The 23,057-nt window shown below is 34.4% G+C and carries 18 protein-coding genes; 4 read left to right on the forward strand and 14 right to left on the reverse strand.

All coding sequences use genetic code 11. The features are described 5' to 3' along the window. Positions 1–58: 58 nt before the first annotated feature. From HYN56_RS11945 to gltB, 4 genes are all read right to left on the reverse strand, one after another. Positions 59–340: a GIY-YIG nuclease family protein gene (locus HYN56_RS11945; protein WP_240622699.1), complete on the reverse strand. Its 282-nt coding sequence runs from the start codon at positions 338–340 to the stop codon at positions 59–61. A 328-nt stretch (positions 341–668) separates the two neighbouring features. Next, positions 669–1,961 (reverse strand): diaminopimelate decarboxylase, encoded by a 1,293-nt coding sequence (gene lysA / locus HYN56_RS11950; protein ID WP_394336274.1) that lies wholly within the window; start codon positions 1,959–1,961, stop codon positions 669–671. 514 nt (positions 1,962–2,475) lie between these two features. After that, positions 2,476–3,930 carry a glutamate synthase subunit beta gene (locus HYN56_RS11960; RefSeq protein WP_109192381.1) on the reverse strand — a complete coding sequence of 485 codons (1,455 nt, stop codon included), beginning with the start codon at positions 3,928–3,930 and terminating at the stop codon, positions 2,476–2,478. A 156-nt stretch (positions 3,931–4,086) separates the two neighbouring features. Continuing rightward, positions 4,087–8,604: a glutamate synthase large subunit gene (gltB, locus tag HYN56_RS11965; protein ID WP_109192382.1), complete on the reverse strand. Its 4,518-nt coding sequence runs from the start codon at positions 8,602–8,604 to the stop codon at positions 4,087–4,089. Between the two features lie 416 nt (positions 8,605–9,020). Here gltB and sucC point away from each other — a divergent pair, with 416 nt between their 5' ends. Then, positions 9,021–10,214 carry an ADP-forming succinate--CoA ligase subunit beta gene (sucC, locus tag HYN56_RS11970; RefSeq protein WP_091131042.1) on the forward strand — a complete coding sequence of 398 codons (1,194 nt, stop codon included), beginning with the start codon at positions 9,021–9,023 and terminating at the stop codon, positions 10,212–10,214. A gap of 219 nt (positions 10,215–10,433) precedes the next feature. Here the strand turns inward: sucC and HYN56_RS11975 are convergent, their stop codons facing one another. Further along, positions 10,434–11,231 carry a DUF5694 domain-containing protein gene (locus HYN56_RS11975; RefSeq protein ID WP_109192383.1) on the reverse strand — a complete coding sequence of 266 codons (798 nt, stop codon included), beginning with the start codon at positions 11,229–11,231 and terminating at the stop codon, positions 10,434–10,436. Between the two features lie 83 nt (positions 11,232–11,314). Then, a complete protein-coding gene (locus HYN56_RS11980) occupies positions 11,315–12,112 on the reverse strand; it encodes a DUF5694 domain-containing protein (RefSeq protein ID WP_109192384.1) in 798 nt (265 codons plus the stop codon). A 220-nt stretch (positions 12,113–12,332) separates the two neighbouring features. On the opposite strand from HYN56_RS11980, the gene HYN56_RS11985 reads away from it, so the two are divergent. Together HYN56_RS11985 and HYN56_RS11990 are read left to right on the forward strand one after the other, a co-directional pair. After that, the gene (locus tag HYN56_RS11985) at positions 12,333–13,373 is read left to right on the forward strand and encodes a sensor histidine kinase (RefSeq protein WP_109192385.1); all 1,041 of its coding nucleotides are present in this window, start codon (positions 12,333–12,335) and stop codon (positions 13,371–13,373) included. Between the two features lie 3 nt (positions 13,374–13,376). Further along, a complete protein-coding gene (locus HYN56_RS11990) occupies positions 13,377–14,084 on the forward strand; it encodes a LytR/AlgR family response regulator transcription factor (protein ID WP_109192386.1) in 708 nt (235 codons plus the stop codon). Between the two features lie 324 nt (positions 14,085–14,408). Here the strand turns inward: HYN56_RS11990 and HYN56_RS11995 are convergent, their stop codons facing one another. The 4 genes from HYN56_RS11995 to HYN56_RS12010 form a co-directional block, all read right to left on the reverse strand. After that, on the reverse strand, positions 14,409–14,876 hold the full coding sequence (locus tag HYN56_RS11995) for a DUF1456 family protein (protein ID WP_109192387.1): 468 nt from the start codon (positions 14,874–14,876) through the stop codon (positions 14,409–14,411). Positions 14,877–15,030: 154 nt separating this feature from the next. Beyond that, the gene (locus HYN56_RS12000; protein ID WP_109192388.1) at positions 15,031–16,053 is read right to left on the reverse strand and encodes an aminotransferase class I/II-fold pyridoxal phosphate-dependent enzyme; all 1,023 of its coding nucleotides are present in this window, start codon (positions 16,051–16,053) and stop codon (positions 15,031–15,033) included. 2 nt (positions 16,054–16,055) lie between these two features. Further along, positions 16,056–17,066 (reverse strand): dipeptide epimerase, encoded by a 1,011-nt coding sequence (locus HYN56_RS12005; protein WP_109192389.1) that lies wholly within the window; start codon positions 17,064–17,066, stop codon positions 16,056–16,058. 27 nt (positions 17,067–17,093) lie between these two features. After that, positions 17,094–17,891 (reverse strand): alpha/beta hydrolase, encoded by a 798-nt coding sequence (locus HYN56_RS12010; RefSeq protein WP_109192390.1) that lies wholly within the window; start codon positions 17,889–17,891, stop codon positions 17,094–17,096. A 57-nt stretch (positions 17,892–17,948) separates the two neighbouring features. Between HYN56_RS12010 and HYN56_RS12015 the strand changes: the two genes are divergently transcribed. Beyond that, complete coding sequence (locus HYN56_RS12015) at positions 17,949–18,350, forward strand: TerB family tellurite resistance protein (RefSeq protein ID WP_109192391.1); 402 nt, start codon at positions 17,949–17,951, stop codon at positions 18,348–18,350. Here HYN56_RS12015 and uvrB read toward each other — a convergent pair. The 4 genes from uvrB to rlmF all read right to left on the reverse strand — a co-directional run bounded on the left by uvrB (position 18,347) and on the right by rlmF (position 22,984). Next, a complete protein-coding gene (gene uvrB, locus HYN56_RS12020) occupies positions 18,347–20,338 on the reverse strand; it encodes an excinuclease ABC subunit UvrB (RefSeq protein ID WP_109192392.1) in 1,992 nt (663 codons plus the stop codon). The genes HYN56_RS12015 and uvrB overlap by 4 nt on opposite strands. 160 nt (positions 20,339–20,498) lie before the next feature. Then, on the reverse strand, positions 20,499–21,437 hold the full coding sequence (locus HYN56_RS12025) for an alpha/beta fold hydrolase (RefSeq protein WP_109192393.1): 939 nt from the start codon (positions 21,435–21,437) through the stop codon (positions 20,499–20,501). Positions 21,438–21,522: 85 nt separating this feature from the next. Next, positions 21,523–21,759 (reverse strand): uroporphyrinogen decarboxylase, encoded by a 237-nt coding sequence (locus HYN56_RS12030; RefSeq protein WP_091496092.1) that lies wholly within the window; start codon positions 21,757–21,759, stop codon positions 21,523–21,525. 232 nt (positions 21,760–21,991) lie between these two features. Beyond that, positions 21,992–22,984 (reverse strand): 23S rRNA (adenine(1618)-N(6))-methyltransferase RlmF, encoded by a 993-nt coding sequence (rlmF, locus tag HYN56_RS12035; RefSeq protein ID WP_109192395.1) that lies wholly within the window; start codon positions 22,982–22,984, stop codon positions 21,992–21,994. Between the last annotated feature and the right edge of the window lie 73 nt (positions 22,985–23,057).

Raw genomic sequence — 23,057 nt, forward strand, 5'->3', positions numbered from 1 at the left:
CTTGTCAATTTCGACGAAGGAGAAATCTTCGTAAGTAACTCTACAAAGATTGGAAACATTATTCAAATAAATAATTCAAAAAATCTAAATCAGGATTAATAGTTTTTATTAGTTCGATTTTTTTTTCTCTTCGCCAGTCTTTTATTTCTTTTTCACGAGCAATTGCTTCTTGTATCCAAGTGAACTTTTCATAGTATAGCAAATATGTTGTATTGTATTTTGATGTAAAAGTTTTGCTTCCAGTTGTATTATTTCCTTTATGCTGGCTTAAACGGATTCTTAAATTATTTGTGACTCCTGTGTAGAAAACGGTTTTGTATTTATTCGTGAGAATGTATATATACTAAGTATGATAGCCTTCTTGATGTATCATTTTTTTTGGCTAAAGATAAAATTTATTTAAGTTTTTTCTTTCTTTTTGTCTTTTGTTTTTGATATGCTTTGTGGAGCTACTTACGAAGATTTCTCCTTACGTCGAAATGACAAAACTGTGTGGTTACTTTCTCTGGTTTCTTGTCTTTGTGATGATAAGTTATATACTTTGTAGAGTTACTTGCGAAGATTTATTTCGTCTGTTCGCTGTATTTTGAATGACAAAAAAAGCGGATAAAAAAATCCCGCCTCAATTAAGAAACGGGATTAGGTTGATATTCCTTTTTTTTCTATTGTTAAACCGCAGCAGCAACTTCTTCTGGTAACGGAATTTGATTTTTAAGTAAATCTTCGAAAGTTTCGGCTTGACGAATCAAGATTCCTTTTCCGTCTTTCCAAAGTACTTCGGCTGGTTTGTATCTTGAATTGTAGTTGGATGACATTGAGAAACAGTATGCTCCGGCATTTCTAAATTCTAAAATGTCACCTTCTGTGATTTCTGCAATTCTACGGTTGTTAGCAAAAGTATCAGTCTCACAAATGTATCCTACAACAGAATAAAAACGCTCTTTTCCTTTCGGGTTAGAAATGTTTTCAATATGATGTGAAGATCCGTAAAACATTGGACGGATTAAATGGTTGAAACCACTGTCGATTCCGGCGAAAACTGTTGAGGTTGTTTGTTTTACTACGTTTACTTTTACTAAGAAATGACCTGCTTCGCTTACCAAGAATTTTCCTGGTTCGAAAATCAATGTTAAATCTCTTCCATATTCAGTACAGAAAGCATTAAATCTTTTTGATAATTTTTTACCTAATTCTTCGATGTCTGTTTCGATATCGTCTTTTTTGTAAGGAACTTTGAATCCGCTTCCGAAATCTAAGAATTGTAGATCTTTGAAATGTTTTGCCGTGTCGAACAAGATTTCAGCAGCATACAAGAATACTTCGATATCTAAAATATCAGATCCTGTGTGCATGTGAATTCCAACAATACTCATTTTTGTATTTTCAACAATTCGCAAGATATGCGGAATCTGGTGAACAGAAATTCCGAATTTACTATCGATATGTCCAACAGAAATATTTGCATTTCCTCCCGCCATTACGTGTGGGTTGATACGGATGCATACCGGAATATTAGGATGTCTCGTTCCGAATTGCTCTAAAATAGATAAATTGTCGATATTGATTTGTACACCCATTGCGGCAACTTCTTCGATTTCTTCAAGAGAAACGCCGTTTGGTGTAAAGAAAATTCTTTCGGGTTCATAGCCAGCATGAAGTCCTAACAAAACTTCCTGAATTGATACAGTGTCTAAGCCAGACCCCATGTTCTTTAATAACTGAAGAATCGCAACATTAGACAATGCCTTCATGGCGTAATTAACTCTTAAGTTTTCTACCTTAGAGAAAGCTTTAGTTAATCGGTTGTACTGAGATTGGATTTTTTCGGCATCGTAAACATACAATGGACTTCCAAATTGGTCTGCTAACTGCAGTAAATCTTTTGCTTGCATTTTTAAATCATTTTGGGCAAAGTTATTACTCTTTTGTGTATCAACAAATAAATTGTAGAAAAATAACAAATTGTAACAAATTGTTTGTTTTTAAACAAAAAGTTGCTGTTTTTGGAATTTTGTAACATAGTAGGAGGTTCAAAGGGACAGAGAGACAAAGATACAAAGGTTTTTCGCTACGAATTCACTAATTTAACTTATCCTTAAATACTGCTGGAATTGTTTTTTGCCACAGATTAAAATGATTTGCACAGATTATTTTTTGTTAGCCACGAATTGCACAAATTTACACGAATTTTTCTCTTCTCTTTGGTTTCTATATTCAAATATAGCCCGTGGTTTCAACCACGGGGACGCAATATATGATTGCGTCCAATCCGTACGTTTCCCGTGGTTGAAACCACGGGCTATGTTTTGAGCATTTTGTGAAAATTCAAAATTAAAAATTCGTGTAAATTTGTGCAATTCGTGGCTAACAAAAAAATCCATTTAATCTGTGAAATCTGTGGCTAAAAAAAACAAAACCCCTGAATTATTAATTCAAGGGTTTGTTGGTAGTATGTGTTGTATTTTTGTTTAGTTTTTATAGGCTAGGAAGATCTCCTTTTCCTTTAGTAGGCAAGTTTGTAGATCCCATAAGGAATAAATCTACCTCTCTTGCAGCTTCGCGACCTTCTGAAATAGCCCATACGATTAATGATTGTCCACGACGCATATCTCCAGCTGTGAAGATATGAGGAACGTTTGTCTGATAGTTGTGCGCTTTGTAGTTGCTTCTCATATCAGTTTCGATTCCTAATTGTTCGCTTAACGTTTTCTCCGGACCTGTAAATCCAAGAGCCAATAAAGCTAAATCGCAAGGCCAGATTTTCTCTGAACCTTCTTTTTCGATTAATTCTGGACGCTGACCTGGAGTCATTTTCCATTGCACCTCAACCGTTTTTAATCCAGTTAATTCACCTTTATCATTAGAAATGAATTCTTTAGTATTGATCAACCAGTTTCTGTCGCAACCTTCTTCGTGAGAAGAAGATGTTTTTAACTGCAACGGCCAGAAAGGCCAAGGAGTTGATTCGCTTCTTCCAACTGGAGGTTTTGGTAAAATCTCAAAGTTGGTTACCGATTTAGCTCCGTGTCTGTTTGAAGTTCCGATACAGTCAGAACCCGTATCTCCACCACCAATAACGATTACGTCTTTTCCAGTTGCTTTAACTTGGTCTGGAATTGATTCTCCGTATAAAACTTTAGTTTGCTGTGTTAAGAAATCCATTGCCTGAACAACGCCTTTGCTTTCGATTCCTTTAGTCGGCAAGCTTCTTCTTTCAGTTGCTCCTCCGCATAAAACGATAGAATCGAATTGGTTTAATTCTTCAACACTGAAATTAACTCCAACATTTACATTTGTTTTAAAAGTGATTCCTTCTGCTTCAAGAATTGCTACACGACGGTCGATAATTCCTTTTTCTAATTTGAAATTTGGAATTCCGTAACGTAATAAACCTCCAATTGCGTTGTCTCTTTCAAAAACAGTAACGGTGTGACCCGCTCTGTTTAATTGTTGAGCAGCTGCAAGACCTGCAGGTCCAGAACCAATAACAGCAACTGTTTTTCCAGTTCTTGTTTTTGGTGCTTGTGGTTTAATCCATCCTTCTGCGAAACCTCTTTCAACGATGCTTTTTTCGATGTTTTCGATAGAAACCGGATCTTTGATGATTCCTAATACACATGATTTTTCACATGGAGCAGGACATAAACGTCCTGTAAATTCAGGAAAGTTGTTAGTAGATTGTAAAATCTCTAACGCGCTCTGCCATTCTTCCTGATGCACCATGTCGTTGAAGTCAGGAATTAAATTTCCTAACGGACAACCACTGTGGCAAAAAGGAATTCCACAGTCCATACATCTTGATCCTTGTTCTTTTAATTTATCTTTTGGTACCGGAATAGTAAACTCATTGTAGTTGGCAACACGCTCAGCTACTGCTAAATTACTTTCATCGGCTCTGTTATATTCTTTAAATCCGCCTATTTTACCCATGACTTTTTAATTAAATCTAAATGATAAATTCTAAAGTTCTAATTTTTTTAACCGCAAAGAGCGCAAGGTCTTTTTTGCTTTTTTGAGTGTTTTAAGTTCGCAAAGCTTTGCGGTTAAGTTTTAATCTAAAATCTGAACTCTAAAATCTAAAATCATTTATCCCGCTATTAATTCTTCTATTTGTTTTTCTTCTGCAATTCGTTTTAATGCTTTTTTGTAATCTGTTGGCATTACTTTTACGAAGTGCTGTTGTTCATTTTCCCAGTCTGCTAAAATTCTTTTTGCTAATGGACTGCTAGTGTACAATGAATGGTTTTTGATTAGTTTTCTTAGTTTAGTAACGTCCTCTTCTTCCATCGGATCGAATGCAACCATTTCCATGTTACATACTGTCGAATCGAATTTCTTTTTCGGATCGTAAATGTAAGCTACACCACCGCTCATACCAGCAGCAAAGTTTCTTCCAGTTTTTCCTAAAACTACAACTGTACCACCTGTCATGTACTCGCATCCGTGATCTCCAATTCCTTCTACAACTGCTGTTGCTCCAGAGTTTCTCACACAGAAACGTTCTCCTGCGATACCATTAATATAAGCCTCTCCGGTAATAGCTCCGTAAAGGGCAACGTTCCCAATAATGATGTTGTCTTCAGGTTTGAAAGTTGCAGTAGGAGGTACTTTTACAATTAGTTTTCCTCCAGAAAGACCTTTTCCTAAGTAATCATTACAGTTTCCGTGAATTTTAAATGACAATCCGTTTGTTGCAAATGCACCAAAACTTTGTCCGGCAGAACCTTCAAAATCAACTAAAATAGTGTCAGCTGGTAATCCTTGTGCGCCATAAATTTTTGAGATTTCGTTACTCAAAATTGCACCTACAGAACGGTCTGTATTTTTGATTTTGAATGTAACTCTCGTTTTCTCTTTTCTATAGATAGACGGAATAGCTTCTTTGATGATATCGAAATCCAATACATTTTCAAGAGCGTGGTCCTGAGTTGTTGTATTATGATTTGGAACCGTTTTAGCTTTTTCCGGTTTGTATAAAATAGCCGATAAATCTAAACCATTAGCTTTATAATGTTTGATAGCTTTGTCTACGTTTAATTTTTGAGACTGACCTACCATTTCTTTTAAAGTTCTAAAACCTAACTGCGCCATGATTTCTCTTAACTCCTCAGCAATAAAATACATGAAGTTGATTACGTGCTCTGGAGTTCCTTTGAAATTTTTTCTCAATTCCGGATCCTGTGTTGCAATACCAACCGGACAAGTATTTAAGTGACAAGCTCTCATCATGATACATCCGGAAGCTACAAGCGGAGCCGTTGCAAATCCGAATTCTTCTGCACCTAATAAAGCAGCGATAGCTACGTCACGACCTGTTTTTAATTGTCCGTCACATTCTAAAACTACACGGCTTCTTAAGTCGTTCAAGATAAGTGTCTGTTGAGCTTCAGCTAAACCAAGTTCCCATGGGATACCTGTGTGCTGTAAAGATGTTAATGGAGCAGCTCCAGTTCCTCCGTCATAACCTGAAATCAGGATAACGTCAGCTTTTGCTTTGGCAACACCGGCAGCGATAGTTCCAACTCCAACTTCAGAAACTAATTTCACGTTGATACGAGCTTCACGGTTTGCGTTTTTCAAATCGTAAATCAACTGAGATAAATCCTCAATTGAGTAAATATCGTGGTGAGGAGGAGGCGAAATCAAACCTACATAAGGCGTAGAGTTTCTGGTTTCAGCAATCCAAGGCACCACTTTTTCTCCAGGTAACTGTCCACCTTCTCCAGGTTTTGCTCCCTGAGCCATTTTGATTTGGATTTCTTTAGCGTTTGTCAAATAGTTGATCGAAACACCAAAACGTCCCGAAGCAACTTGTTTGATGGCAGAGTTTCTAGAATCTCCGTTAATTTCTTTCTGGAAACGTTTCGGATCTTCTCCACCTTCTCCAGAGTTACTTTTTCCACCAATTCTGTTCATTGCAATCGCTAAATTCTCGTGTGCTTCTCTGGAAATAGATCCGTAAGACATTGCACCCGTTTTGAATTTCTTAACGATTTCTGTCCAAGGTTCCACTTCATCAATAGAAATTGGATCCAAATTATTGAATTCAAATAAACCTCTAATCGTCATTAAGTTTGAGCTTTGCTCGTTTACAGCATTTGCGTATTCTTTATAGCTTTCTGGGCTGTTTAAACGAACTGCCTGTTGTAATTTAGAAATCGTAGTTGGGTTAAACATGTGTTTTTCTCCACCACGTCTCCATCTGTAAATACCTCCAATTTCAAGAGAAAGCAAGTTTGCGATTTTTGAATTTGGGAAAGCTTTTTGGAAACGTTTTTTCACTTCTTTTTCAACTTCCATTAAACCAATACCTTCAATTCTTGATGGCGTGTAAGGGAAGTATTTTGATGTAAATGTTTTGTTTAGACCTAAAATCTCGAAAATCTGAGCAGCTCTGTACGAATGTAAAGTAGAGATACCAATTTTGTTCATGATTTTCACGATTCCTTTTGCAATTGCTTTATTATAATTTACAACTGCATAATCTGCTTTTACTTTTGTAATAAAACCTTTTTCAACCTGATCGTGAATGATTTCGTTTACCATGTAAGGGTTGATCGCACTTGCACCATATCCGAATAATAAAGCAAAATGATGAGGTTCGCGTGGTTCCGCAGATTCGATAATGATTCCGAATTTAGAACGAACCTGTAAAATATTCAATGAGTGGTGAATGTAAGAACAAGCCAATAACATAGGAATTGGAGCTAATTCTTCGCTTACACCTCTATCAGATAAGATGATGATGTTGCATCCTTCTTCAACTGCTTTAAAAGTAGCCTGAACGCATTTTTCAAGAGCACGCTCTAGACCGTTAACTCCTTTTTCTATTTTGTATAAAGTAGAAATGGTAGCCGATTTGAAATCTGCGTGATCAATATTTCTGATTTTATCCAAATCCTCATTAGAAATAACCGGATTCTGGATTTTCAGTTTTTTACATTGCTTAGATTCAATTTCGAAAATATTGAAATCTCCTCCAATTGCTAAACTGATGTCTGTAATGATTTCTTCACGAATACCATCCAAAGGCGGGTTAGTAACCTGAGCAAACAATTGTTTGAAGTAATTGTACAACAACTGAGGCTGATCTGATAAAACTGCCAAAGGCGTATCGTTACCCATAGAGCTGATTGCTTCAGCTCCGTCGCTACCCATTGGGTTGATGATCGTTTTTAAATCTTCAATAGTATAACCAAACAAACGCTGTCTTGTTAAGAAATCTAATTTTTCAACAGGAGTAGGGTTGTTGGTGTAAGGAACGCTAGCCAAAGGCAATAAGTTTTCGTCAACCCATTGCTGGTAAGGACGTTTTGTAACTATCGCTTTTTTAACTTCTTCGTCTTCGATGATACGACCTTCATTCATATCAACCAGGAACATTTTTCCTGGCTCCAAACGTCCGTGCTGAATTACATCTTCCGGATCGATATCTAATACACCAATTTCAGATGACATAATTACGAAGCCGCTTTTCGTTAAAGTATAACGAGAAGGACGTAAACCATTTCTGTCTAGTAAAGCTCCAATTACGTTACCATCTGTAAACGGAATAGAAGCAGGACCATCCCAAGGCTCCATGATACAAGCATTGTACTCATAGAAAGCTCTTTTCTCCGGAGACATTGTCTGGTGTTTTTCCCAAGCTTCAGGAACTACCATCATCATTGCCTCTGGAAGCGAACGACCAGTCATTAATAAAAGTTCAACCACCATATCCATAGAAGCAGAATCTGATTTTCCTTCTAAGATAATTGGGAATAATTTTTTAATATCATCGCCAAAAACAGCACTTTGCATAAGCTCTTCACGAGCACGCATACGGCTTACGTTTCCACGAAGTGTGTTAATCTCACCATTGTGACACATGTATCTAAACGGTTGAGCAAGATCCCAAGAAGGGAATGTATTAGTAGAGAAACGCTGGTGTACAAGTGCAAGACGAGTTACCAGGTCCGGATCTTTCAAATCTATATAATAACGGCTGATGTCTTCCGGCATCAATAGACCTTTATATATAATAGTAGTTGTCGATAAACTAGTAAAATAAAACATGTGGCTTTCAGAAGTTTTAGATCCTCTTACGGCATGTTCAGCTATTTTTCTAGCTGCAAAAAGTTTTGCATTAAATTCATTTTCAGTTAAATCCTGTCCGTTTTTAGAAACGAAAACTTGTTTAATTGTTGGTTCTTTTTCTGCGGCGATTTCACCTAAATTTTCAACATCAACAGGCACATCTCTCCAACCTAAGATCTTTAAGTTCTGATCTTTAATAGTTGCTTCAAATGCATTGATACAAAAAGAAACCTGGTTTTTGCTTTTTGGTAAAAAAACCATTCCTACTGCATACTCACGAGCTTCAGGGATTTCAAAGTCACAAACTTTCTTAAAGAAATCATGAGGAATGTCGAATAAAATTCCCGCTCCGTCCCCAGTTCTTCCATCAGAACTAACGGCACCACGATGTTCCAATTTAATTAAGATGTCTAATGCTTTATGAATAATATCATTTGATTTAATACCATTCAAATTACAAATAAATCCCGCACCACAATTGTCGTGTTCAAATTCAGGCAGATAAAGCCCTTGTTCTTTAACTTTCATTCTTGATATTTTTTCTACAAAAATAAAGATTTCGTTAAACATAATGTAGTGAAATTATGCTTTTGCTTTCATTTTTGTTGTAATATTAGAAAATGGGTTCTTAATTATTAATAATATTATATAAAGCAGCCCGAATTGCTAAAAATATAATTACTCTTAAAATATATTAGGAAAAATCGTCGGCAGGCCAATAAATCCAGTGAATTTTTTGTTAAATATCAAACGTTTTACGCGGTTTGTGTTAACATTAACAAATTATTCGGTTAACGATTTGTTTGCATTGATAAATTCTCAACGCTTAATACCTATATATAACATTTATTTAATTGAAAAAGATTTTCCTATTAAGTTGTTATTTGTTACTTTTGTCGCACTTTTATTCTGAAATAAATTCAGAACCAGACAAATTCTATATTATGAACATACACGAATATCAAGGAAAAGAAATTTTAGCGAGTTACGGAGTACGCGTACAACGCGGAATTGTGGCTAACAATGCGGTTGAAGCTGTAGCTGCTGCAAAACAATTAACTGCCGAAACTGGTACAGGATGGCACGTAATAAAAGCACAAATTCACGCAGGTGGTCGTGGAAAAGGTGGTGGAGTTAAGCTGGCAAAAAACTTACAACAAGTTGAAGAGTTAGCTGAACAAATCATCGGAATGCAATTGATTACACCTCAGACTCCGCCAGAAGGAAAAAAGGTAAACAAAGTTTTAGTTGCTGAAGATGTTTACTATCCTGGAGAAAGCGAAACTTCTGAATTTTATGTTTCTGTTTTATTGAATAGAGGTACTGGACGCAACATGATCATGTATTCTACTGAGGGTGGAATGGATATTGAAGAAGTTGCTGAGCACACTCCACACTTAATCTTTACTGAAGAAATCGATCCTTCTGTAGGATTACAAGGTTTCCAGGCTAGAAGAATTGCTTTCAATTTAGGTCTTTCTGGAAACGCTTTCAAAGAAATGGTGAAATTCATCGACGCACTTTACAATGCTTACATTGGTTCTGATGCTTCTATGTTCGAAATCAACCCAGTTCTTAAAACTTCTGATAACAAAATCTTAGCTGTTGATGCTAAAGTTAACATCGACGATAACGCTTTATACAGACAACCAAAATATGCTGAAATGAGAGATATCCGTGAGGAGAATCCAATCGAAGTTGAAGCTAAAGAAGTTGGTCTTAACTATGTTGACCTTGACGGTACTGTAGGATGTATGGTAAACGGAGCTGGTCTTGCAATGGCAACAATGGACTTAATTAAATATGCTGGTTTTGAGCCTGCTAACTTCCTTGACGTAGGAGGAACTGCTGACGCAAAACGTGTTGAAACTGCTTTCAGAATTATCCTGAAAGATCCAAACGTAAAAGCTATTTTAATTAACATCTTCGGAGGTATCGTTCGTTGTGACCGTGTTGCTCAAGGTGTTGTTGACGCTTACAAAAACATGGGAGACGCTATCAATGTGCCAATTATCGTTCGTTTGCAAGGAACAAATGCTGAAATTGCAAAAGAATTAATTGACAACTCTGGTATGCCAATCTTATCTGCAGTTCAATTCCAAGAAGCTGCTGACCAAGTTAAAGCTGCTCTTTCTTAATTAAAATAAGAAATCAATTTATATAGAAAATCCATTCCGAAAGGAGTGGATTTTTTTTGCAGTCAATTTAACCGTAAAGCACGCAAGGATTTTTTTTACATATAAGAATCTATATAAGCGCAAAGTTCGCAAAGCTATATGGATAAAGCTTTGCGAACTTTGCGGTTGTATACATATTATTTGGTAGAAATCCTTGCGTGCTTTGCGGTAAAAAAAGCCCTATTTCAAAACAGTTGATAAGTCCACAATTTCAAATGTAGGATCATGTGCTATAAATTCTCTAATCAATGCAGCATGACCAGCGCCGACTAGAATCATTATTTTATTATCTGTACTTTCAGTCAATTTCTGAATTAAAGAATACATGTACAAGTTTCTTTTGTACCAATTTGAAACTAAAGAAGCTCCGGTAAAATCATCTGGGTTACCAGCTCTGTTGGCTACTTCCAAATACCATTGGATATTTCTATTTTCTGCTTGTTTTGTATTGTAATACAACATGAGTTCTTGTAATGAGCTTTTTGCGATTCTTTCATTATGATCTTTTTCATTTCTTTTTTTTGTTTCATCGCTTTTTTTCAATAAATCCTTCTGGTTTGCTTTTTCCATTGACATCAGTAAACTGTCATAAGGGAAAGAAGTATAGAGATTCATTCCGTATAATTTTTTATGATTCAGTTTTTTAGCCGTACGAAGTGCCAGTTGTGTTATTTCGTTTTTGTTATTTTTAAAAAGACTGTCGGTATTTTTATTGTAAAGCTTATCTAAATCGGCTTGTTCGTTAAATTCCCATTCTACAAATATTTTATCTGGACCAAATTTTTTGATTTTGTCACTCATTATTTCGAGTTCTTTTTGGCTTTTATCAGACAAGATATCAAAACTGTTTAGTTTAGCAACATCAAGGCCAGGATTGGCATAATGAAATGTTCCAACCAACAGAATCTGCTTTTTCTTAGTTTGAGCAGATGTCATGTTAAATGTAATAAGAGCTAGTAATACAATAATTTTTTTCATGATTTTTTGTTTTTATGGATAATGTATATCGTAGAGACGCTGCAGTGCGTCTACGCAAAGGTTAATGTTGAGGTTAGAAATAACTATTTCAAAACTGTTGCCAGTTCTACAATTTCAAATTCTGGATCGTGTGCCAGAAATTCTCTTAGCATTGCAGCGTGTCCGGCTCCAAGTAAAACCATTATTTTAGTATCAGTACTTTCGGTTAATTTCTGAACCAAAGAATACATGTAAAGGTTTCTTTTGTACCAATTTGAAACTAAAGAAGCTCCTGTAAAATCGTCTGGATTTCCAGTTCTGTTGGCTACTTCCAAATACCATTGGATATTATCTTCATTAGTTGCTTTTTCATTGTAGTAAAGCATAAGTTCGGTTAAAGAGCTTTTAGCCATTCTTTCATTATTGTCTTTCTGGAACCTTTCTGTTGATTCCGTATTTTTTTTCATTAAATCCTTCTGATTTGCTTTTTCCATTGACATCATTAAACTGTCATAAGGAAAACGAGTACGATAATCAATTCCATACATTTTTTTATGATTCAGTTTTTTAGCAGTACGTAACGCTAACTGAGTAATTTCATTTGTACTATTTTTAAGCAAACTGTCGGTATTTTTATTGTAAAACTGATCTAACTCGGCTTGTTTGCTAAATTTCCATTCTACAAAAATTTTATTCGGACCAAATTTTTTGATTTTGTCACTCATTATTTCGAGTTCCTTTTGGCTTTTCTCAGACATTACATTAAAAGTATTTATCTTGGCAACATCATGACCTGGATTTGAATAATGGAACGTTCCAATTAATAAAATTTGCTTTTTCCTGGTTTGAGCTGAAGCTAAGTTTAATGTAATAATTGTGAGTAATAAGATGATTTTGTGCATGACGTTTTGTTTTTAAATTCATGACAAATGTATTTCGTCTTTTGATCTCTGTTTTTTGTTTTTGATGAACATAGGATTTCATTTTATAAACAGATCAAATTTGCACTGTAATAATTTCATGTAAAGTTTTTGATCGTTCATCCCTAAAAAAGCATGTTTTAAATAAATGTCGTTTTCGATTAAAGGCTTAGTTGTATTTTTGAATTAATTATCAGAAACTATGAAATCAAGAATACCTTTTTACTACCACGTTGTCTTTTTCGTATTGTTATTTCTAACATACATTTTCTGGGATATTGGACTTAATGATCAAAAAATAGAAATTGTGATCAAAGCAATATGTTATGGAATTACGCCAACTCATTTGTTAGCAATATTTTGTATTTACATTCTCAACTTTTATTATTTCTGTGAATGGTTTTTAAACAGGAAGAAATTATTTTTTTATATTTTGACAATTCCAGTTTCGCTATTGCTTTTTGCGGCTGTTCGTTATTTTTTGCAAGAAGTTGTTATGTTTAATATTACCGGAATGCACAACTACTATGAAGAAGCCAGAGAGATAAGTTATTACATAAAAGACAACTTTTTCTTCGGATTACCAGCTGTACTTTTAAGTGCATTGACTTTTTTGTTTTGGCAGTTTCATACTACGCAACATCAAAATCAGGAATTGCTTTTGGAAAACAAAAAAGCCGAATTCCAAATGTTGAAAGCACAAGTTAGTCCGCATTTTTTGTTTAATACACTGAATTCTTTTTATAGTCAGTTGGTTTTAAAAGAAGATGAAATGGCTGATGATATATTAGTGCTTTCCGATTTGCTTCGATATGTGATTACCGAAACGGATAAAGATGAAGTAGTTCTTTCCAAAGAAATTCAGTTTATTCAAAACTATATTCATTTACAGAAAAAAAGGTTTGAAGATCAGTTGTATTTGGATTTTTCTGTTGAAGGCGAATATTCAAATGAAAGGATACTTTCTTCAGCTTTAATTCATTTTGTGGAGAATGTTTTTAAGCATGGAAAATTGAATGATAAAGAAGAGAAAGCTCTTATTTCGATCCAAATAAAAGACGGATTTTTAGAAATTTCAACATTTAATTATAATGTTGAAGGCGAAAATTATTCTTCTACCGGAATCGGCTTTGAGAACCTGACGAAGAGACTAGAATACATGTACAAGGATCAATTTATTCTTGAAAAAACAGAAGAAAATAATACCTTTAAAACCTACTTAAAAATACCACTAAAAAACTAATCTATGGCTTTGAAATGCATTATTGTAGATGATGAACCGCCTGCAACCAGGATATTGGAAAATTATATCGGAAAAGTAAATTTTCTTGAAAAATCCGGAGTTTTTAATGATTCCTTAAAGGCATTAGAATTTCTGAATACCAAAACAGTCGATGTTATTTTTTTGGATATTCAGATGCCTCAATTGACGGGTTTACAACTTTCAAAAATCATTTCGAAAAATATAAAAGTCATTTTTACAACTGCTTATCCGGACTTTGCTTTAGAAGGTTTTGAACTGAATGCAGTCGATTATTTATTGAAACCCATTTCGTTTGAACGTTTTTATCAGGCCGTTTCAAAACTGAATTCTGAACCAAAGACAATCGTTTCAAACCAAACTAATCAACCTGATTTTCTGTTCGTTAAAACGGATGGAAAAAACAAATTCCAGAAAATCTTTTTAAGTGATATTTTGTATGTAGAAAGCCTGCAGAATTATGTTTGTATTCATACCGAAAAACAGCAGATTATTACACATTCTTCATTGAAAAATGTAATCGAATCGCTTCCAGAAAATGATTTTATACAAATTCATAAATCGTATGTTGTTTCTTTGAAACATATTGAATCAACGGATAATTTTTCTGTTTTTGTAAATGGAAAAGAACTGCCGATAGGAGCAACGTTTAAAGATGCCTTTTTTGATAAAATAGAGGAGAATAAGATATAGATTTTAACCGCAAAGTGCGCAAGGATTTTTGGCCAAATATTGTGAATACAAACGCAAAGTTCGCAAAGCTAAACCAATAAGATTTTACGAGTTTTATTTCAGCATAGCCCGTGGTTTCAACCAAGGGTACAAAACGGATATCACGAAATGTATTTCTGGACGTCCCTGCGGTTGAAACCGCGAGCTATATCTGAGAATCAGACCGTAATTAGAACCTTTTTTAAAACACAAAGTTCGCAAAGCTCCATATAGCTTTGCGAACTTTGCGTTTATATTTAGTCTTTTAAGTAAAAAACCTTGCGTTCTTTGCGGTTAAATCCCCAGTTACGATTTTTTCTTATTACCGTTTTTAAAAACCACTTTTTCCACCACAACCGGTTTTCCATTTCCTTTTGGGAATGATTTCTTTTTAGGTTTTCCAGCAGCTGAACCAGATTTTGACGGACTTTTATCACCTCTGTATTTTTCAGAATCTTTAGGGCTCGCTTTAAATTCTGGTCTTTCCTTAGAAGTTTCTCTTTTTGGAATCTCAGCTTTATGTTTTGCTAAAACATCTGTTGGGTTTTTTGGGTTTTCTTTAGTTCCTCTTAAATGAATTACTAATCCGTTTAAGAAGTTTCTTAAAACCTGATCTCCACATTCCATATAATTTGGATGATCTTCGGCTCTGAAAAAAGCACCCAATTCTGATTTTGAAATTCTAAAATCTACTAATTCTAAAATTTCAACTATTTGATCGTCACGGAGCATCAAAGCCACGCGAAGTTTTTTAAGTATATCGTTATTTGTCATTGTTTATTTTTTACAAAGGTACGGTTTAAAAGCAAAAATTTGGAGTATTTTTTTTTGCCACGAATTGCACGAATTTTCACGAATTAAAATTTTAAAATGAATTAATGGAAATTTGTGCAATTGCTTAGCCTGTTTGCTATCGCTCGGGTCGTGGCTATTTTTTATTTAAAACGCCAACCAATTTGTCTAAATCTTCTTTTAAATGGTTGGCTGTAATTACAATTCGATTTAAAGGATCAGCTTCTTTTTTGTATCTGAAGCTGGCGATAATAATGTTTTCCTGTTGTAGTTTTTCTACTAATTCATTGGATAACAAATAAATCAGCGGATAAGTTTTGTCAAATTTCACATTGTTATTTTTATCTAAAATCGAATCAATGTAATTTAAATTATCCAACAGTTTCTGATGCTGTACTTGATAAATTTCTTTAGCCTCAGAAAGTGTCTGTACAAAAGCAGGATTCATTCCTGCGGCGCTGGTAAAAGTTTCCTGTTCTTTTATCTGATTTATGAATTCTGAATCGCCAGCAATAACACCGCCTGTTAATCCAAAAGCTTTTCCTAAAGAAGAAACCATGATTTTTCTTTTAACTGGAAATTGAATTAAAGAATAAATTCCAGATCCATTTTTACCTGTAATTCCTAAAGAATGAGATTCATCAATAATTAAAGTGATTTCTTTGTTTTTTGAAATCTTTTCTAAAAAAGATAAGTCAACAGGTTTTGTTTCAAAAGACGGAACTCCATCGGTTAAAATCGTTACTTTTTCAGGTTTTGAATCTAACAGCCGATCGTTTAATTTTCCGTTTAAGAATACAGGAAAACTATTTTCGGTTTGGATTGCGTTATGAGTATCATTCAAATGGAAAAAACAATCGGTTTGTCTTTTCATTAAATCGATAACCAATTTGCCGGCCAGCATTCCTGAAGAAACGGTTACAGCCTTTTCTGAGCCAATATGAGAAGCCAAAAAGTTTTCACCTTCATCATAAGCTTTTAATTGAATGTTAGCCGTTCTAGAGCTCCCGTAAGTCGTTCCCCAATTCAAAATATTCTGAACTACTAATTCTTGAAATGCTGTATTTGTTGGAAGTCCCAAATAAGCAGTTCCGCCAAAATACAAATATTGTTTTTGGTCAATTTCAATAATGCGATCGGGAAATTTATCGACTATCATTTTTATAAAAGTGTAACTCCAGTTCCGTTTAAATCTGAATAACTTACAACACCGTCTTTTATAGTTACTCCCGTTGCAATATCTTCTGCTAAAAGAAGCGCACCATCCATATCAACATAATCCAATTTGGGAAGTAAATGAGCGATTGCAGAAATTCCAACCGTAGATTCGGTCATACAACCTACCATCGTTTTTAATCCTAATTTTTTAGCTTCTTCAATCATGCGTTTTCCAGGAGTTAAACCACCGCATTTTACCAGTTTCACATTCACACCATGAAAATGATTATGGCATTTGGCAACGTCTTCTTCAATAATACAGCTTTCGTCTGCAATTACAGGAAGAACAGAATGCTTGAAAACCTCTTTATGACCTTCCCAGTTATCCGCTTTCATTGGTTGTTCTAAGAATTCAACACCGAGTTTTTTTAATTCTACAGCATTGTTTATCGTTTCTTCAACACCCCAGCCACAGTTGGCATCAATTCTAAAAATGGCATCAGTGTGTTTGCGAAGTTCTTTTACAATTTCAATATCTTCTTTAGTTCCCAATTTAATTTTATAAATTGGCCATGGAAGTTCCTGCATTTTAGAAACCATTTTATCGATAGAAGCAATTCCGATTGTATAATCCGTCATCGGATTTCTTTCGGTAGTGTAATTCCATAATTCATATAATTTCTTGCCTTTTTTGCGGGCATACAAATCATTGTAAGCCAGATCCAAAGCACATAAAGCAAACATATCGTCTTTTAAATACGGATGAATTTTAGCCCAAAATACTTCTGGAGTTTCGTCTTCGGTATTTTCAATAATGCTTCTTATTTTTTCCAAATCCTGCATCATCATTGGCACCGTTGTATTGTAATACGGATTTGAAGTGGCTTCTCCAAAACCTGAAAAACCATCACTTTGTAATTCAACAATTAAAGAAGGCTGAAAATCAATCGATTCTCTTGAAATCGTAAAAGTGTGCTTTAGTTTGAGATTGTATTCTCTTAAAATTAGTTTCATTTATAGGGATGTTTTTTTTATTTCTAATTAATAACCTAACCAAATTAAAGCTTCAGCAAAATGATCGCGCCAAAGTTTTTCGTTATGTTCTCCGCCTTTTACAATTTTGGTTTTGTCTAAATGAAGGCAATAACAACGTTTTGTATCAAGTAAACGTTTCATTTTGGTTAAATCGTTTACCATGTCGTCACTTTCTTTATCACCACACAAAAAATAGATTTTAGTTTTGATTTTGGATTGCTTTTCGGTGAAAGTATAAATGTCTGGAGAAAACCAAAAAGAAGGTGAAAAAACGCCTGCTTTTCCAAAAACTTCAGGATATTTTAATGCTCCATAATAAGAAACCAAACCACCAAGAGAGCTTCCAAAAAGAATAGTATTTTTTGCTTTTGTTTTGGTTCTGTAATTTTTATCAATATGTGGCTTTAATGTTTTTACAATGAATTCTAAATAATTAACGGCATTTCCTCCTCCATATTTTTCGTTTTTAAAAGGAGTCAGTTCGTCAATTCGTTTTTCATTTCCATGTTCGATTCCAACAACAATTACGGGAGCTTTCAAGCTGTCTAATTTTTCGTCAACATTCCATTCGCCGGAATAAGAAGTTTTAGCATCAAAAAGGTTTTGAGCGTCATGCATGTAAATAACGCTGTATTTCTTTCGAATGTCTTTAGAATAATTTTCCGGAAGATAAATCCAGATTTTTTTTGAAGTATTCAGTTGAGGCGCCTCAATTGTAAAGGTTGATACATTTTTTGAAGCAGTGCTTTGCGCTTTGCCAATAAGAGTAAATAGAAGTAAAACCGCCATGAAAATCCTCTTCATTATCCGTGTTTTGTATTTTTATTTAAAAGCAATATTTTAGCTAAAAATAAGAAATTGATGAATACAGAAGCAGAAAAAAGAAGTTTACTTTTGGAAATGATTACCCTCGCCACTGTAGACGGACATTTGCACAAACGCGAACTAGAATTTTTAAGACTTGTCGCTTTTGAATTGAATATAAGTGACGAAGAGTTTCAGGATTTATTTCATCAAGAAACAAAACCGCTTCCAATATCTTCTGAAATGCAAAGAATTAATCAGTTTTATAGACTGGCTTTATTGATGCATTGTGATGGTGTTTTGCATGAAAGAGAATTCCAGGCCATTCAGCAAATTGCTTTACAGATGGGGTTGAATCTTTCTGCGGTAAAGCGTGTTTTAGAAATGATGAAAAAAGCACCGAATACAGTAATCAACCCAATAGTTTTACTAGAAATTTTTCAGGAACAGCACAATTAAGCCAGCTGTTCCTGTAGTTTTTTAATTTCGTCACGAAGTTTAGCTGCTTGTAAGAAATCTAATTCTTTAGCTGCTTTCTCCATTGTTTTACGCTTTTCGCGAATCATTTTTTCTAGCTCAGCTTTAGATAAATATGCTGTTTCCGGTTCGGCCGCAACAGGAATCGGATGTCCTAATTCGTATTCTACCAATGGATTTTTGGTAAAAGCACTTTCGATTTTTTTGTTTAAAGCTTGCGGAATGATATTATTTTGAACGTTGAAATTAATCTGTTTGGTTCTTCTGTATTCAGTCTCGTCAATCGTTCGTTGCATGCTTGCCGTAATTTTATCAGCATACATAATGGCTTTACCATTTAAATTTCTCGCTGCACGACCAATTGTTTGCGTTAGAGATCTGTGGTTTCTTAAGAACCCTTCTTTATCAGCATCCAAAATAGCAACAAGAGAAACTTCCGGTAAATCCAGACCTTCACGAAGCAAGTTTACTCCAATTAAAACATCAAAAAGACCTTTTCGTAAATCCTGCATGATTTCGATACGCTCTAAAGTATCAACTTCTGAGTGAATATAACGGCATCGAATGCTTACTTTAGTCAAATATTTGGCTAATTCTTCGGCCATTCTTTTGGTCAATGTGGTTACCAAAACTCTTTCGTCCAATTCACATCGAACCTGAATTTCTTCAATCAAATCATCAATCTGATTCAAACTTGGACGAACCTCAATAATTGGATCTAATAAACCGGTTGGACGAATAATCTGTTCCACATAAACACCATCTGTTTTTTGCAATTCATAATCGGCAGGAGTTGCAGAAACATAAATAACCTGATTCTGCAAAGCTTCAAACTCTTCAAATTTTAAAGGTCGGTTGTCCATTGCGGCAGGTAATCTAAATCCGTATTCCACTAAGTTTTCTTTACGGCTTCGGTCACCTCCGTACATGGCATGAACCTGTGAAACGGTTACGTGACTTTCGTCAATAACCATTAAATAATCACTTGGGAAATAATCCAAAAGACAGAAAGGTCTCGTTCCGGCTTCACGTCCATCAAGGTAACGGGAGTAATTTTCAATTCCGGAGCAATAACCCAATTCACGAATCATTTCTAAGTCAAAATTGGTTCTTTCTTCCAGACGTTTCGCTTCGAGATGTTTTCCTATTTCTTTAAAATAATCTACCTGTTTCACCAAATCCTGCTGAATCTGCCAAATAGCGCCTTGTAAAACTTCCGGAGAAGTCACAAACATATTGGCCGGATAAATGGTCAGTCTTTGAAATTTTTCTATTACCTGAGATGTCTTAACATCAAACGATTCTATTTCTTCAATTTCATCGCCAAAAAAGTGTATTCTATAAGCGTCGTCAGCATAACTTGGATAAACTTCAACAGTATCGCCTTTTATTCTAAAAGTTCCAGGATTAAAATCGGCTTCTGTTCTGGCATATAAACTTTGTACCAGACTATGTAGTAATTTAGTTCTCGAAATAACCTGGTCTCGTTTAATTTCGATTACGTTTTTCTGAAATTCAACAGGATTTCCAATACCATACAAACAAGAAACAGAAGCAACAACCAAAACATCACGACGTCCCGAAAGTAGGGAAGAGGTGGTGCTTAAACGCATTTTTTCCAATTCTTCATTGATAGATAAATCTTTTTCAATGAAAACTCCTGTAACCGGCATAAAAGCTTCCGGCTGATAGTAATCGTAGTAAGAAACGAAATACTCCACCGCATTATTGGGGAAAAATTGTTTGAATTCAGAGTACAATTGCGCTGCTAAAGTTTTATTATGAGCCAAAACCAAAGTTGGTCTCTGTACTTCCTGTATCACATTGGCTACGGTAAATGTTTTTCCGGAACCCGTAACTCCTAATAGAGTTTGATATTTTTCTCCGTCGACTACGCCTTGCGCCAATTTCTGTATGGCTTGTGGCTGATCTCCTTTTGGACTGTATTCTGAAGCTACGTGGAAATTCATTTGTTGCTGATGAAAATTAGGTTTGTAAAGATACGAAGTTTAAAAACTGTTTTAAAAATGGTTCGCCACGAATTGCACGAATTAACACTAATTTTTATTTTCTGAAAGAATTATAAAAGTAAATTCGTGTAAATTGGTGCAATTCGTGGCAAAAAAACTCTTATTCTAGAAAATCAATAACCGCATCATTTACCATTTTTGGCTGATCGATAGTTAAAAAATGACCTGCGTCTTTTACGGTTTTTGTTTTACAATTGGATAAATATTTATTGGCTCTTTCTAAACTTTCTTCAGAATTAATGACGTCTTTATCACCAATTAAAACCAAAACGGGATTTGTAATGGATTCTAATTCTTTTTGAGAAAAAGGCATCATTTTAAGCATGCTGGAATTCGATTTTGAATATTTATTGGCCAAATAAAACTGTCTTTTATAAATGACACTGATATTTTCCGGATGAGTAGAAAAAGTCTTTAATGTTTTTCCGAATTTCTTTTCGCTTGGGAAAAGTTTCAACATTAAAGCAGAAGATGTTTTTCCGACTTTATCAATAAATTTAAAAGTCTGCGCGGGACTTAGTAAAACTATTTTGTCTATCGAATTAGGTTTTTCTGTAGCTAATAAAGTAGCAATCCAGCCGCCTCTTGAAGCGCCAATTAGATCAAATTTCTTTAATTTATAATGATCAAAAACTTCATTATAAAAAGCAAGAATATCTTTTGATGAAAGCGATTTTACCGTTAAATTGGATTTATTGGGTTCCATTATAAAATCGATGGCATAAACGCGATGTTTTTTGGTGAAAGCTTTAATATTTGGATACCACATCGTAGAGCTGGCATCCATTCCGTGGAGTAATACCAAATCTTTTCCGTTTTTTGGGCCGGCAATAACTACGTGAGCTGTTCCAAAACTGGTTTTTACATCTTCTTCCGTGTATGGAATGTTCCAAAGTTTTAAAGCCTTATCGTAGGAAGCTTGATATTTTTGTTCTTCGCTTTTGGTTTTAAAGACATAATCTTCAAATTTTACTTTTTTAGAAGCACAACTTGTGATTAAAAATAGCACAATTGCTAAACGAGAATATTGTTTTAACATGGTAATAAAATTCAATTTTAAACTTAAAGTTACGATTATCGTAAGCGGAAAGCGTATCAGAATTTTATTTTAAAGTATCATAATTTTAAGATTGTTCCTTTTTGGAAGTCAGATAATAAATCTGAACAAAAGCTAAAATGGCATTCGGAATAATTACAGGCCAAAGCCACTGATTGAAATCCCGATAATCATTTAAAAATATGCCGTAAATTACAAAACAGATACAGCCAAACATATTAATAAATCGGATTGTTCTAAGATTTTTCAATAAAAAACCTCCAACAATAAAAACAGATGCGAGATAACCAATGTATTCTGCCATGATCTTGATTTTAAATAGTTTACAATAAATGTAGCAAATGCTAATTATAAAATCAAGTTTTGGTTTTGGAAATCAGTAGAATAGAATTTTTTAGAGTGGTGAATGGGAATAGAATTTTTAGTAATGTCTACCAAATTATTTCTTCTTCCATTGTTCAATTTTATCTTTGATTTCAGAATGTGAGTAAGAGTTTCCTTTTTTTATATCTTCTTCGGCAGAAACTAAATCTTTATTATATTTTTTCTAAATAATCCATATCGCGATTATTTAAGTTTTTTAAAGTCCAAGATTTCTGTTCATTTTCATTTAGAAAACTCCAAGCCACAATACGACTCGTTTTCTGTCCCTGTGACATTTCAATTGTTTTTACGGAAACAGCATTAACTTTTTTCAAGATTTTATAAATCGATGCAAGGTTTTCTTGTTTAGAAACCAAAGTTGTAAACCATAAAACCTGCGAAGTATATTTGGCGCTTTCGTAAATCATTTGAGTTATAAATCCGATTTCACCGCCATTACACCATAATTCTGCATTTTGACCGCCAAAGTTTAAAACAGGATTGCCATTTCTTTTCTCTTTCGGATTAAGATTGGAAACTTTTCTTGAAGCACTTTTGTTTGCTTCTTCAGCCGAAGCATGAAAAGGCGGATTACACATCGTGAAAGCAAAACGATCTTCCGGTGTAATAATATTTTTGAAAATAAATCGGGGTTCTGTTTGTTGCTGTAAACTAATAGAATCAATTAAATCCGGATTGGCTTCGATAATTTTACTGCAGTTTTCAATTGACTTTTGATCAATATCTGTTCCGACAAAACTCCATTTGTATATAGAATTTCCTAATATCGGATAGATTAAGTTAGAGCCTGTTCCGATGTCTAAACCTAAAACATATGAAGTTTCAGGAATTTGATTATGGTTGCTTTCCGCTAATAAATCGGCTATATAATGTATGTAATCGGCACGTCCGGGAATTGGCGGACAAAGATAATTTTTAGGAATATCCCAATTTTCCATTCCGTAATACGTTTGAAGCAAAGCTTTATTTAAAGTTTTTACCGCAAGTGGATTGTTGAAATCAACGGTTTTAATTCCGTGTTTGTTTATGGAAACAAAAGCTTTTAATTCAGGACAATTTGAAATAAGTAACTCAAAATCATAACGTGAACGATGAAGATTTCTTGGGTGTAAATTGTCTTTTTGTGAAGTGTTGTCTGCTTTCATTTTTATTGATTTCGATGCAAAGATAGGTATTCCTTTTTTGGTTTTAGAATTCCGCAGGAATGACCAATATTGT

The organism is Flavobacterium crocinum, from assembly GCF_003122385.1.
Classification (GTDB): Bacteria; Bacteroidota; Bacteroidia; order Flavobacteriales; family Flavobacteriaceae; genus Flavobacterium; species Flavobacterium crocinum.